The 12400-nt window shown below is 43.2% G+C and carries 12 protein-coding genes; 7 read left to right on the top strand and 5 right to left on the bottom strand.

What is annotated here, in order from left to right; all coding sequences use genetic code 11:
- Positions 1 to 116: 116 nt before the first annotated feature.
- On the bottom strand, positions 117 to 956 hold the full coding sequence (locus ACKI39_RS02280; protein WP_407397254.1) for a hypothetical protein: 840 nt from the start codon (positions 954 to 956) through the stop codon (positions 117 to 119).
- A 109-nt stretch (positions 957 to 1065) separates the two neighbouring features.
- On the opposite strand from ACKI39_RS02280, the gene ACKI39_RS02285 reads away from it, so the two are divergent.
- On the top strand, positions 1066 to 2643 hold the full coding sequence (locus ACKI39_RS02285) for an ATP-binding cassette domain-containing protein (RefSeq protein WP_407397256.1): 1578 nt from the start codon (positions 1066 to 1068) through the stop codon (positions 2641 to 2643).
- Between the two features lie 74 nt (positions 2644 to 2717).
- Here ACKI39_RS02285 and ACKI39_RS02290 read toward each other — a convergent pair whose 3' ends face one another.
- The gene (locus ACKI39_RS02290) at positions 2718 to 3035 is read right to left on the bottom strand and encodes an isoamylase early set domain-containing protein (protein ID WP_407397258.1); all 318 of its coding nucleotides are present in this window, start codon (positions 3033 to 3035) and stop codon (positions 2718 to 2720) included.
- 246 nt (positions 3036 to 3281) lie between these two features.
- Here ACKI39_RS02290 and metK point away from each other — a divergent pair, with 246 nt between their 5' ends.
- Positions 3282 to 4469 (top strand): methionine adenosyltransferase, encoded by a 1188-nt coding sequence (gene metK / locus ACKI39_RS02295; RefSeq protein WP_407397260.1) that lies wholly within the window; start codon positions 3282 to 3284, stop codon positions 4467 to 4469.
- On the top strand, positions 4451 to 5077 hold the full coding sequence (gene nth, locus ACKI39_RS02300; RefSeq protein WP_407397262.1) for an endonuclease III: 627 nt from the start codon (positions 4451 to 4453) through the stop codon (positions 5075 to 5077). Before metK ends, nth begins: the two co-directional genes overlap by 19 nt.
- On the opposite strand, the gene ACKI39_RS02305 is transcribed toward nth, so the two are convergent.
- Complete coding sequence (locus tag ACKI39_RS02305; protein ID WP_407397264.1) at positions 5067 to 6281, bottom strand: hypothetical protein; 1215 nt, start codon at positions 6279 to 6281, stop codon at positions 5067 to 5069. The genes nth and ACKI39_RS02305 overlap by 11 nt on opposite strands.
- Before the next feature lie 86 nt (positions 6282 to 6367).
- Between ACKI39_RS02305 and glmS the strand changes: the two genes are divergently transcribed.
- Positions 6368 to 8281, top strand: a complete 1914-nt coding sequence (gene glmS / locus ACKI39_RS02310) for a glutamine--fructose-6-phosphate transaminase (isomerizing) (protein ID WP_407397266.1) — start codon at positions 6368 to 6370, stop codon at positions 8279 to 8281.
- 5 nt (positions 8282 to 8286) lie between these two features.
- The gene (locus tag ACKI39_RS02315; RefSeq protein ID WP_407397268.1) at positions 8287 to 8832 is read left to right on the top strand and encodes an NUDIX hydrolase; all 546 of its coding nucleotides are present in this window, start codon (positions 8287 to 8289) and stop codon (positions 8830 to 8832) included.
- 78 nt (positions 8833 to 8910) lie between these two features.
- On the opposite strand, the gene ACKI39_RS02320 is transcribed toward ACKI39_RS02315, so the two are convergent.
- Together ACKI39_RS02320 and ACKI39_RS02325 are read right to left on the bottom strand one after the other, a co-directional pair.
- Positions 8911 to 9603, bottom strand: coding sequence for a hypothetical protein (locus ACKI39_RS02320; RefSeq protein ID WP_407397270.1), 693 nt, complete (start codon positions 9601 to 9603; stop codon positions 8911 to 8913).
- Positions 9603 to 10670: a hypothetical protein gene (locus ACKI39_RS02325; RefSeq protein ID WP_407397272.1), complete on the bottom strand. Its 1068-nt coding sequence runs from the start codon at positions 10668 to 10670 to the stop codon at positions 9603 to 9605. The genes ACKI39_RS02320 and ACKI39_RS02325 overlap by 1 nt, the downstream gene beginning before the upstream one ends.
- A 190-nt stretch (positions 10671 to 10860) precedes the next feature.
- On the opposite strand from ACKI39_RS02325, the gene ACKI39_RS02330 reads away from it, so the two are divergent.
- On the top strand, positions 10861 to 11091 hold the full coding sequence (locus ACKI39_RS02330; RefSeq protein WP_407397274.1) for a YdbC family protein: 231 nt from the start codon (positions 10861 to 10863) through the stop codon (positions 11089 to 11091).
- Positions 11092 to 11121: 30 nt separating this feature from the next.
- Entirely contained in the window at positions 11122 to 11937 is an 816-nt protein-coding gene (locus ACKI39_RS02335) for a hypothetical protein (RefSeq protein ID WP_407397276.1), read from the top strand.
- Positions 11938 to 12400 lie beyond the last annotated feature (463 nt).

The raw sequence follows: 12400 nt of genomic DNA on the forward strand, positions 1-12400 counted from the left end.
AACTTTCGTCCCACGAATTGCAGGGGCAATTCGTGTATAGGCCATGTAAAAAAATGGTGAACGCCTTGCCCCCTGGAAGCCGGTGCCTGAGGGGGCTGGTAATCTTTTGTTTTTAATTATTTTGCGTTTGCAGTTGAAGTACCGTAAACATAGTCTGTGATGGAGATAAGTTCATTTGCTGTAGATCCAAACTTTTCTGCGATGCTGTAGATGCTGACTTTTGAAGGATTTCCTTTGGCGTCGTTTTTGTAGATGTCGCGTTCAATGAGATCTGTGTCTGTTGCATAGATCTGAATTTCTGCAAGTGCGCCCTTGTCGTCGTAGCGGTAGACCGTCTTTCCTGCCTTGTTTCCGTCAGAATCGATGTTTTCGATCAATGCGATGTCCCCGCTTTCTGTGTAGGTGTATTTTTCTGCGTGTGAAAGAGTTCCATCTCCGAAATAGTATGCGACTTCAGATTCCTTTCCGTCTTCCATGATGTGGTTTATGCGGCTTACAAGCTTGCCTTCTGCATTGTAAAGGCTTTCGATTGTCTTGTTTGCTTCATACTTGTAGATGTTTTTAGAAGTAAGTACATCATCTGCGTTGTATGCCGATTCAGCCTTGACCTTTCCGTCTGCGCTGTATTCATATACGAGCTTTCTTGTAATCTTTCCTTCCGCATCCTTGCTTACTTCTGCGATCAGTTTTCTTCCTGCATTGTATTCATATGTTACAGAATCAAGAACTTCATCCTTTGGACTGTATGAAACAGTCTCCATTCTGAGTCCATTTGCAAATGTGTGTACATGCTTGATTGAAACTGTGCGGAAGTATTCCCCAAATCTTGATGTAACTGCATATTCTGTCTTTGTGTAGGATTCAGGCTTTCCCTTGAATTCAAGAAGGTCATTGTCAAAGGCAAAGAGGCTTCCTGCCATAAGAGCTGTAGCTGCGAGCAATGTGATTTTTTTCATTTTCATTTCCTCCCTATGTAAACATAGAATTCTGTTTTCATTATCGGAACATACCCTTGGAAAAATTAGGAACAAAGTGATAAACTCTTTTTCCATCAAGGTGGACAAAATGGCGGACAGATTGATTACAGCAAAGAATTGCAGGATACAGAACAAGATAAAGACTTTTTTCCCGATGTTGGACTGGGAATTCAAGAAGGGCGAGTCATGGCTTGTGATTGGTCCAAACGGTGGAGGCAAGGCTGATTTTGTAAAGGCACTTGCGGGACAGCTTTCGATTGTTCCAAATGATGATGTTGATGCTGAATACATGAACTGCTTTGAAAAAAGTGTTGCGGTAGTTTCCCTGGAAGAAGCAGCATCTCTTATCGAGGAAGAAAGAAACCGCGATGAAAGCGAATACATGGACAAGGAAGATATAGGTCGAACTGGACGTGCATATATTTCTGAAGTGCTTGGTGGATCAAGCAAAAAGAATGCACCTCTTCCTGAAATTGCCTGGCGTCTTGAAACCATGCCAGAGGTAAAGCTTTGCGGTGTGGAAAAAATCCTTGATCGTGGACTTAGGTATATGTCGACAGGTGAGATTCGCCGTACACTTCTTTGCCGTGCCCTTCTTTCTGGATGCAGACTTCTTGTGCTCAGCGATCCTTTTGCAGGTCTTGATGCTGAGTCCAGAAGAATCCTTCTTGAGTTTTTTACCACGATAGTTTCCAGACAGATGACTGGAGGTGAATCGACAAACATCATCCTCTGCATGGAACGCTTTCATGAAATTCCTGCTTCCATAAACAGGGTTGTGGAATTCAAGGACAGGAAAATTTCCTTTTGTGGAACACGGGAAGACTATGAAGTTCTTCTTAAGAAGGTGGAAGAAGAAAATGCCAAGACCCGCGAAGCAGACAAAAAAGCTTTTCTTGCAGAGCTTGAAAAAATCCGAAGCGAAAGCAAGGCTATTTCAGATGACATCAATTCGGAGGATGTTCCCGACAGCCTTATAAAATTTGACAAAGTGAATGTCGGCTGGGAAGACCATCGTGTACTTGTCGATCTTGAATGGGAAGTCAGGAAAGGAGACCATTATCTTGTTCGTGGACCTAACGGCAGTGGAAAGACGACGATTATGGAGCTTATCACTGGAGACAATATGCAGGTTTTTAGAGAACCTGTATATCTTTTTGGCAATAGAAGAGGTACTGGTGAAACCATCTGGGACATCAAGCGACGTCTTGGAATCGTAAGTTACCGTCTTCATGTTGAGTACAGGATGGTTGGTGGTACTGACCTTCAGAATGTCATCATTTCTGGTTTCCACGACAGTATCGGTCTTTATCAGATGCCGACTGACTATGAAATTGCAGTTGCCAGAGCATGGCTTAAGCTTGCTGGCTTTTCAGGACGTGAGCATGAGGCCTTTGGCAACCTTAGTTATGGTGAGCAGCGTGCGGTTTTGATTCTCCGTGCTGCAGTCAAATCTCCTAGGGTCTTAATCCTTGATGAACCTTGCCACGGTCTTGATGCAGATTACCGTGAAAAAATTCTTGATCTCCTTGAGACCATTGCGGAAACAGGAACTACGACATTGCTCCATGTCACTCATGATCTATCAGAAGTGCTTCCGTGCGAAAGGCATGTTCTTGAGCTCCACCCTGGTGAATCACCGATGTATAGAATTCTTGAAAGATAGATTTTAGAAGGGATGAAAAAAATTAAGGCTGCAATTCAAATGAACTGCAGCCTTTTCTATGGATGTATGCCTGATTATTTCTGTTCGCAGATTACCACAGAGTTGTCTGTGTGGCTGAATGGAGCAGGAATGTACTTGTCTGCTTCCCAGTCGTTTTCCCAATGCTTTCCATCGAGAAGGTAACGGAACTGGTATTCCTTTCCCTGTTCAAGCTTTACCTTTGCTGAGAACGAGCCGTCCTTTCCTTTGACGAGTGGTGTATCTGTGCTGCTCCAGCTGTTGAAGTCTCCAGCGAGAGTGATCTTTTCAGCTCCGTGTGTTTCATTTGCCTTTACAGTGAATGTTACTGTGCATGTCTTCTTATCTTTTGAATAAGTTTTCTTCAATGACATTTTTTATCTCCTTTCAAAAATGCATAAACAAAGGTCTTCTGACCCAAAAACTTTTTTCTTAAAATCCTTTTGTAGTTTATATTTTTTGGGAAAAAATTACAATAAGGCTGCTGAATTTTGTTTCAATCTGAGCATTCTGTTTGAACATATTGCTATAAAATGGAGAATTCGGTATATTTTCCCTAACATTTCTAGACGCTGATTTATCCAAATTGCAGGCGCTAATTGCTAAACAGGAGGCTCTATATGAGTACTATCGTTTCAAAAAATCACTATTTATTTACTTCAGAATCAGTTGGCGAAGGACACCCAGACAAGGTTGCCGACCAGATTTCAGATGCAGTTCTTGATGAATGTCTTCGTCAGGATCCAGAAAGCCATGTAGCATGCGAAACTTTTACAACGACAGGCATGGTTCTTGTTGGCGGAGAAATCACTACAAAGGCAACTCTCGATATCCAGAAGATTGCCCGCGAAACAGCAAGAAAAATCGGCTATACGGATGCTGAATTTGGTCTTGACTGCGATTCAATGTCGGTCCTCAATGCAATCCACACACAGTCACCTGACATCAACCAGGGTGTTGTCGGAACAGGTCTTAAGAAATTCAAGGGACAGCAGGGTGCAGGCGACCAGGGCATGATGTTCGGTTTTGCATGCAACGAAACTCCAGAGCTTATGCCTGCTCCAGTAATGTATTCACACAAGATTCTCCTCAAGGCTGCAAAGCTTCGTAAGAGCGGAAAGATCAAGTGGCTTCGTCCTGATGCAAAGTCACAGGTTACAATCGAATATGAAGGATTCAAGCCAGTCCGCATCGATACAGTTGTTGTAAGCCATCAGCATGCACCAGAAGTAAAGTATGCAGAAATCGAAAAGACAATCATCGAACAGATCATCAAGCCTGTTCTTGAACCAACAGGTCTCCTTGATAAAAAGACAAAGTTCTATGTTAATCCTACAGGCCGCTTTGTAACTGGTGGTCCACATGGAGACTCTGGCCTTACAGGACGCAAGATCATCGTTGATACATACGGTGGAATGGGTCGTCATGGTGGCGGTGCCTTCAGCGGAAAGGATCCTTCAAAGGTTGACCGTTCTGCAGCATACATGGCACGCTACATTGCAAAGAACATTGTTGCGGCAAAACTTTCCGACAGGGCAGAAGTTCAGCTTGCCTATGCAATCGGCGTTCCATATCCTGTTTCGATCATGGTCGAAACTTTCGGAACAGAAAAGTATCCTGTTGCAGATATCGAAGCAGCAGTAAAGAAAGTATTCGACTGTACTCCAGCTGGAATCGTTAAGACACTTAACCTTAAGCGCCCAATCTATTCTGCAACTGCAGCTTACGGTCACTTTGGGCGCAAGGAATTCCCTTGGGAACAGACAGACAAGGTTGAAGCCCTCAAGAAATGCGTTCAGAAGAAGTAAAAGAAATATTTGAAAGACTCAGGGACGGGAATCCAAATCCTCTTCCTGAGCTTGATTTTACCTCCGCCTATACTCTGCTTGTGGCGGTGGTTCTTTCTGCCCAGGCGACTGACAGGAGCGTAAACCTTGCGACAAAAGATCTTTTTAAAGTTGCAGATACGCCTGAAAAAATGGTTGCCCTTGGACAGAAAAGACTCATTCCTTATATAAAACCCATCGGCCTTTACCAGAACAAATCAAAGCATGTCATTGAGCTTAGCAAGGCTCTAGTTGAAAAATTCAATTCTGTTGTTCCCGATAATCTTGAAGAGCTTGTTACTCTGCCTGGAGTCGGAAGAAAAACTGCAAATGTCGTGCTGAATGTCTGGTTCAAGAAGCCTACCATGCCTGTAGATACCCATGTGTTTCGCGTTGCAAATCGTCTTGGCTTAAGTGGTGGTAAAACTCCGCTGGAAGTTGAAAAAGATCTTCTGAAAATTGTTCCTGAGGAATTTGGATTGCATGCCCATCATTGGCTTTTGCTCCATGGCCGCTATGTGTGCCTCTCGAGGAATCCAAGATGCAATGAATGTGTCCTTTCCGATCTTTGTCCTTCTGTCACCAGGTGATTCCAATGCCTGTTGAAAAAGCGTTGTATGCCTTGTCCTCTCTGTCCATTGAATTTGCTTTGTCAGATGAGAATGCATTGTTCCAGACATGGTTGAAGGAGCCTGTAATCAAAAGATGACCAATTTTTATGTCCAGTCCTAAACCTGCCTTGAAGATAAACCTGTCGTCCGTCCGTACAGCAAAGCCCGTCTGGATGTAGGGTCTAAAAAAATTGAATACCTCAATGTTTCCGCCAAGGAGACTGCCGAATGAATAGACCGTATGTTTCTTCTGTTCGTTCAGGTCAAAGCAAAGTTCAAGTCCTGCAAAGGCGTAGTTTCCGATTCCGAAAGTCAACGCTGCGTCAAAGCTGTTCAGCTTGATGGTAGAGATTGACGGAGAATTCGGATCATCTGATTTATCCTTGAATGTTTCCAGTGAAAAATAGATGGCGCGTCTTCCCTTGTACTCATCCTCTTCTGTTTCTGGTTCAGGTTCATTGTCCTTCGATGACTGCCTTGATTCAGCATAGAGAATCCTTTTGGTCTTCTGGATGTCTGATTCAATTTCCTTTTTTGTCCTGTATTCAATTTCTGGTTTGTAAGACCAGATGACAGGAGTCAGGTCGTTTGCCGTGTCTATGATTCTATCCTGCTTTGCAATCTTATAAAGAACCAGATCTTCAGGCATGAATCGATATTGCGATGGCTTGTTCCATCGTTGTATCTTAAAGTGGATCTCTGCATAGAAAACATCTTCCCCTGATCTTATCTTTGATTCATATTCAGTCACATAGTATTCGTAGTCCCTTCTCTGATAGTCAGCCATGTCCTTCTCTGCAACATAGCGTCTTTCCATCAGTGTTGAATATAGAAGAGGAATGTCCCTGTTGATCGTGACGTGCTTTTCAAAATAGGAACCCGAAAGTTTTACTGGCCACATAGTCCTGTCTATATTGTATTCTCCAATATCCATCTTAAGGGAACCGTCTCTTGTGGAAATGGTATACACATCGTTTTCCAGTTCTGCATACATGGCATTGATGGTGGCGATTTCTTCTGGAGTAAAAACATAGCTGCTGTTGCCCGAGGCTAGTATCAGCTTGTAGGTTTCGATAGTCTGAATTCTGGCTTCTGCATCCTTGATTGTGGCGGCATGAAGCAGAGGTGCCGTTACGAAGCATGAGAATAATAGGAATGCGGTGAATATGGTTCTTCGTATCATCTTGATTATTTTAGCATATTAAGAAGATTCCATAAAGAATGGCATGATACTTCTATTTATTGTGTCTTTAGGTTATATTTTTACCTATGTGTGGAATTGTAGGATATATCGGAACTAAAAATGCGACACCAATTTTAATCAAGGCTTTGAAGAAGCTTGAATATCGTGGCTACGACAGCGCAGGAATTGCAGTATATACAGCTGACGAGATCGTGGTTCGCAAGGTAAAGGGTGCCCTCAAGAATCTTGGTGAAAGAATCACTGGTGAACTTGTTACGGCATCGAAAACGGATCCTGAATACGAAAAGCAGGAAATGGCAATCTATGAAAGGACTGCCGATTTCATAAAGGGAAATGTCGGTATAGGACATACCAGATGGGCTACTCATGGAGAGCCTAGTGATACCAACAGCCATCCTCATACAAATATGGACGGAAGTATTTCCATCGTTCATAACGGAATAATAGAAAACTACGCTGAACTCAAGGCGAAGCTTCAGGCTGAAGGCGTAGTGTTCCAGTCTCAGACAGATACAGAAGTTGTAGTTCATCTCATAGACAAAGCATATAAAGAAAAAAAAGATATTTTCAAGGCTGTCCTTAAGGTGATTCATCTTCTCGAAGGTTCATATGCTCTTGGCGTCATCTGCAAGGATTTTCCAGACAGGATCATATGTTGCCGCAAGGAAAGTCCTCTTGTTGTCGGCATTGGCAACGGAGAAAACTTCATCGCATCTGACGTTCCAGCTCTTCTCGAGCACACCCGTGATGTTTACTATCTGGGTGAAAAGGAACTTGCAGTTCTTTACGCTGATCATGTTGATCTTTTTAATTTTGAAGGTGAAAGAATCATTAAGGAACCAAGCCATGTAGCATGGGATATGGCAGCCGCAGAAAAGGGTGGCTATCCTCATTTCATGATAAAGGAAATACACGAGCAGCCAAAGGGGCTTACTGATACCATGCGTCCTCGCATCGTTAAGGATTCGTCTGGAAAGTCTGTCGATGTTCATTTTGAAGAGAACAAGATGGATGAGTCATGGCGCAATGCAAAGCGTGTCGTTATCACTGCCTGTGGTACTGCCTACCATGCTGGTGTTGTTGCAAAGTACGCCTTTGAAAAGATTGCACGCATGAAGGTTGATATCGATGTTGCTTCAGAATTCCGCTATCGTGATCCTATCCTGGACAAGGATGATATTTTCATTGTTGTCTCTCAGTCCGGTGAAACTGCAGATACATTGAGCGCACTTCGCCTTGCCAAACAGAACGGTCTCAAGGTTGTTGCCATTACAAACTGTGTTGGTTCAACTGTAAGCCGAGAAGCTGATGATGTAATCTATACACTTGCGGGGCCTGAAATTGCCGTTGCTTCAACAAAAGCATATACAACCCAGGTGCTCTGCATGTACATGCTTGCCATCAAGGCCGGAAAACTCAGGGGAACTTTGAGTGATGATGAAGCATCAAGGCTTCTTGCCGAACTTGAGACAATGCCTGAAAAGGTTCAGCAGATTCTTGACGGTAAGGACATCATCCAGAAGTTTGCTTCCAAGCAGTTCAACAAGGATAAAATTTTCTATATTGGTCGTCAGTTTGACAGCGCCACGTCCTTGGAAAGTGCCCTCAAGCTTAAAGAAGTTTCCTATATGCATTCGGAAGCTTTTGCCGCCGGTGAATTGAAGCACGGTCCTATTGCCCTGATTGATCCTCAGACCCTTGTCGTTGCAATTTCCAGTGAGCCGGAACTTTACGACAAAATCGGATCAAACATGGTTGAAGTAAAGGCTCGTGGTGCTACGGTACTTGTAATCACTCAGAATGAAAAAGCATTTGAAGGGAAAGCCGATGAAGTGTTCAAAATCCCTGAATGTTCATCAACCCTTTCAAGCCTTTTGACTGTAATTCCAACTCAGCTTTTTGCCTACTACTGTGCCGTTCTCCGTGGAATCGATCCTGACAAGCCACGCAATCTTGCAAAGTCCGTTACAGTAGAGTAAGTAAAATGAAAAAAGACGAAGAATTGATGTGGACAAGGTTGAGCAAAAAGGAAGTCTGCAAGACACCTGTGTTCACGGTCACATCAAGGCATAATAGAAGTGCCTCAGGAGTGGAAGGCGACTACATCGTAAATGAATGCCCTGACTGGGTAATAGTCATTGCGGAAAAGGATGACAGCTTCCTGATGGTAAAGCAGTTCCGTCACGGAGAAGAAAGACTCAGCATTGAATTTCCTGGCGGCGTAATTGATGCAGGAGAAACTCCAGAACAGGCTGCCGCTCGCGAACTCCTTGAAGAGACAGGGGCAACGGCATCGAGTCTTGTCCACCTTGGTTCCATGAATCCAAATCCTGCGTTGTTTGCTAATCATTTTCATGTTTATCTTGCAACCGGTTTGACTTTCAGCGGCAAACAGGAACTTGATCATGATGAACTTCTTGATTACCTGGAACTTCCAAAGAAAGATGTCCTTAAAAAAATGGGGTCTGCAGAATATCCCCATGCCCTCATGTGTTCTGCAGCGGCCCTTTATATGGCAAGAAGTTTGTAATGGAAAATTAATATTGATTTAAAATGAAAAAGCCTTCAGCAAAAACTGAAGGCTTCTTTTTAGTTCCTGGACTCTGAATTAGCGACCCTTGTATGGTTCGTATTCTGTCTTAGGATTGTATGTTCCGTCACGGTATTCGCCAGTCAAAGAAGGAATTTCCATCTTCATGCCAGGAAGAATAAGGTTTGGATCATTAGGCTTTGGAAGAGCCTGTTTGTTTGCTTCGTAAAGGTTTTCCCAAAGGTATGGGTTGTTGTAGACATAAGGACGTCCCGAAATGTTCCAGAAGCAGTCCCTGTCTGTTGCCCATGGACGAACAACATAGTACTTAGGAAGAGGAGTGATTTCCTTTACTTCAGCAAGGATGTCGAGAACCTGCAATGCGTATGCGTTTGCGTTGTCCCAGTCTTCTTTTGCGAAAGCTGCTTCAGCCTGTGCAAGTGCTTTTGTTGCTGCTTCGTAGGCGATAGGATAGTTTTCTTTTCCGTGGATGCCTTCTACATATGCAACTCTGTTCTTTGCAAGGTTCAGGTTCTTTTCAGCATTTTCCTTTGCAAGCATGTGGTTGATGTACTGGTCGGAAAGATCTGCGTTTTCCTTTGCCTTTGCTGCGTATTCTTCAGCGAGTGCATATTCGCCTGCGTCAAGTGCTTTTTCTGCCTTGATCGTGTATTCACGTGCAAGCTTCTGGTATGTGTTGTTTGTGTAGCTGGCGGCAAATGCTGATGCTGCTATCACTGCAGCGGCAATACAAGTAATAATCTTTTTCATTATTTTGCCTCCAATGTATCAAGAACGGAATTGACCTTGTTTTCAATTTTTTCAACAAGATCCTCTGCAGGAACTTCTTCGGCTGTAAGGTCAACTTCAGCGCTTGCTGATTCTGAATAATCGTCTTCTTCAAGAAGCTTTGTGTCTGCTGCTTCGATGCCTTCTACAGGTTCATCTCCAAGAGGTTTTTCGATGTCAGCCTGGACTGCGGTCTTTTCTGATGCTGCGACGCGTTTCTTTGCTTCGTCAATGGCAGTCTGTGCCTTTGCCCTTGCTTCGGAAACTTCTGTGTAAAGTCCTTCAAATCCAACCTTTGCCTTTGTGTACTTTTCAAGGGCACCCTCAGGATTCTTTGTAACAAAGTTCTGGTCGCCAGCCTTGAATGCATTTACGAATGTTTCGTATTCAGCCTTGCGAGAAACGTAGCATTTTACGCTGTTTGCCTTTTTCTGTGCTGCTACTGCTGCGTCGCGTTCTTCCCTTGCCTTTGCCCTGAGTCCAGTTTCAAGTACGACTGTCATTGAAGTGTTTGCGGCAACTGCCTTTGCGCTCCAGTCGGCGGAAGAAATGGTCTTGTCCCCATCAAGCTCTGCAATCAAAGCGCTTCCTTCGTCGTAAACCTTCTGGTTGTAGGAAGCAAGTCCGAGTGAATCGATCTTCTCTTTCTTTGCCTTTGCGTCTGCAAATGCCTTGAGTGCTGCGTAGCGGGCTTTGAGCGCAAGGAGTTCTTCTTCTGATGCATTTCCGTTCTTGAGCTTGTTGTATTCGTCCTCTGCTGCCTTGAATGCATCTGGAGCTGCCTTGTCTGCACCTGCATCGATTGCATCTTTTCTCATTGAATCAAGTGAAGCCCAGATTGAATCGATTCCGCCTGTTGAATCTGCATCTTCGCTTGATGTGTCTTCTTCTGCAGGTGTCTCATCTGTAGCTGTTTCTTCAGTCTTTGTCTCGTCAGCAGAATCTTCTACTGGAGCTGGCTCTGGTTCTGGCTTTGAACCGCAGGAAACCATGAAGAGTGATGCTGCGGCAAAAATCGCTGTAAGCATTACCAATTTACTTTTGATCATTGTATCCTCCCTATTGGAATAATAGCATTAATAAAGTCTACTATATGTATATAGTTTCGGCAATAAAGGAAAGCTGTTAAATGGGAATTTGCTTTTCGTTTTACAAAACTTGCAATCTGTTCTAGAATTGCATATCTTTTGTGTAACCAGATTGAAACTGGTTGTTTCTATGTAATGAACGGAGGTCGTCATGGCAGAAGAATTTACGCCACCAGTAATCGAAAAGGAATTGGGGGTTCTTTCAGAATCAAAGGCAGGATGGAAGCTTGAGCTGAATTTTGTTTCATGGGGAGGACGTCCTGCAAAGTATGACATCCGCTCATGGGATCCTGAACATAACAAGATGGGGAAAGGTGTTACTTTTACCAAGGCTGAATTGGCAGAGCTTAAGAAACTCCTCAATTCATTGGATTTGGAATAGAATTATTGAAAATAAATTTGGAGCATTGGAATGAAAAAAATTATTGCAGCATTTGTTTTGGCAGCGGTTGCCTTGGCTGGCGTTTCAGCAAAGAAAAGCGTCAAGGATAGGATTTACGAAGAAAAGATCGGAAAGTTCAAGGAACTAGATATTGATGAAGGAACTTTCAGGATAAAGAAAACCTTTGGTTCTCAGCTTCTGGCAACAGACTATGCCGTAAAGCTGTACAGTGAAGATGGAACTCTTGGCATTGCATATAAGACGGATCTTGCGTCAAAGGAATCTCTTCGTTTTGACAAAGATGCAAGAGAAGCACTTCGTAAAGCCGCTGACCAGTACTTTCAGGATTATGAAGGCAAAAAGCTTAGCAAGGGAAAAAAGTTTAATAATGCATACGGTGTAGCAAGAGCTAAGATTGTATGGAAGATGATTAGCGACAAAGCTGTAGCACATCCTAAACTTCAGTTCGGTTATGTTTTCGTAGGAAAATCACCGTATTTTGCCATCAAGATTCCTCAGACCGTTGCGGAAGAAAAAAAAGGTGATATTGTTGTTCAGTATGTTGGAAATATCCTCTATTTCACAAGAGCTCAGTTAAAGGAACTTCTTTCTGCCATGGAAGAATCTCAGATAGGGAATGCCTTGTCTTCTCTTGTTGTTGATATGCCGGAGGATGACGAGTATCAGGAGGCAGACGCAGACAAATCAGTCGAAGAGTATGATGAAGCTTCTGATGAAGTAGACGAAAAACAGACAACGAAGTCAAAAAAGGAAAAGAAAAACAAGAAAGCAAAAAAAGTTGAAGAAGAATCGGCAGAAAATGCAGATTATACAGAGGCTGAATAGGTCTTACTGATTTTTTTCAGGAGCGCACCGGTTTTGCTAAACCCGTCTTGCGCTCCAATGTGCTCGCCAGGGCTCCGCGCATTCCGCTTCACCCGGGGCTAGGCCGCCAAAGAATCCCCCGATCCAGATATACTTCCCAGTTCACAATTCATAATTCATAATTAACGGGGACAGACCCCTATGTTGTCAATGTGAAAATGCCAGGATTTCCAACAAATTCAAGCCTTTTCAGTCAAAAACGCCATTAAGGCAAGAAATTTATAAAAATTCATGAAAATTCTTCAAAATACCGGTAAATTCAGTTGACATTATTTAAAATGGAATGTATATTCTTCGTCACCGTCGCACAGGACGGTCGCTCTTCGACAGGAACAGGGAAGGAAAAAAGACAAATCTTAAATATGTCAGCAAAATGAATCGGTCAAGTTCTTTGGCCGACCTGAAAATCAATTCCAGATTTAAT

This window comes from Treponema sp. (genome assembly GCF_045641405.1).
In the GTDB taxonomy this organism is placed as follows: domain Bacteria; phylum Spirochaetota; class Spirochaetia; order Treponematales; family Treponemataceae; genus Treponema_D.

Excerpts from the sequence above, each read along its gene's own strand:
- ACKI39_RS02280 (WP_407397254.1), bottom strand. The coding sequence starts at position 956 with ATGAAAAAAATCACATTGCTCGCAGCTACAGCTCTTATGGCAGGAAGC.
- ACKI39_RS02285 (WP_407397256.1), top strand. The coding sequence starts at position 1,066 with ATGGCGGACAGATTGATTACAGCAAAGAATTGCAGGATACAGAACAAG.
- ACKI39_RS02290 (WP_407397258.1), bottom strand. The coding sequence starts at position 3,035 with ATGTCATTGAAGAAAACTTATTCAAAAGATAAGAAGACATGCACAGTA.
- metK (WP_407397260.1), top strand. The coding sequence starts at position 3,282 with ATGAGTACTATCGTTTCAAAAAATCACTATTTATTTACTTCAGAATCA.
- nth (WP_407397262.1), top strand. The coding sequence starts at position 4,451 with ATGCGTTCAGAAGAAGTAAAAGAAATATTTGAAAGACTCAGGGACGGG.
- ACKI39_RS02305 (WP_407397264.1), bottom strand. The coding sequence starts at position 6,281 with ATGATACGAAGAACCATATTCACCGCATTCCTATTATTCTCATGCTTC.
- glmS (WP_407397266.1), top strand. The coding sequence starts at position 6,368 with ATGTGTGGAATTGTAGGATATATCGGAACTAAAAATGCGACACCAATT.
- ACKI39_RS02315 (WP_407397268.1), top strand. The coding sequence starts at position 8,287 with ATGAAAAAAGACGAAGAATTGATGTGGACAAGGTTGAGCAAAAAGGAA.
- ACKI39_RS02320 (WP_407397270.1), bottom strand. The coding sequence starts at position 9,603 with ATGAAAAAGATTATTACTTGTATTGCCGCTGCAGTGATAGCAGCATCA.
- ACKI39_RS02325 (WP_407397272.1), bottom strand. The coding sequence starts at position 10,670 with ATGATCAAAAGTAAATTGGTAATGCTTACAGCGATTTTTGCCGCAGCA.
- ACKI39_RS02330 (WP_407397274.1), top strand. The coding sequence starts at position 10,861 with ATGGCAGAAGAATTTACGCCACCAGTAATCGAAAAGGAATTGGGGGTT.
- ACKI39_RS02335 (WP_407397276.1), top strand. The coding sequence starts at position 11,122 with ATGAAAAAAATTATTGCAGCATTTGTTTTGGCAGCGGTTGCCTTGGCT.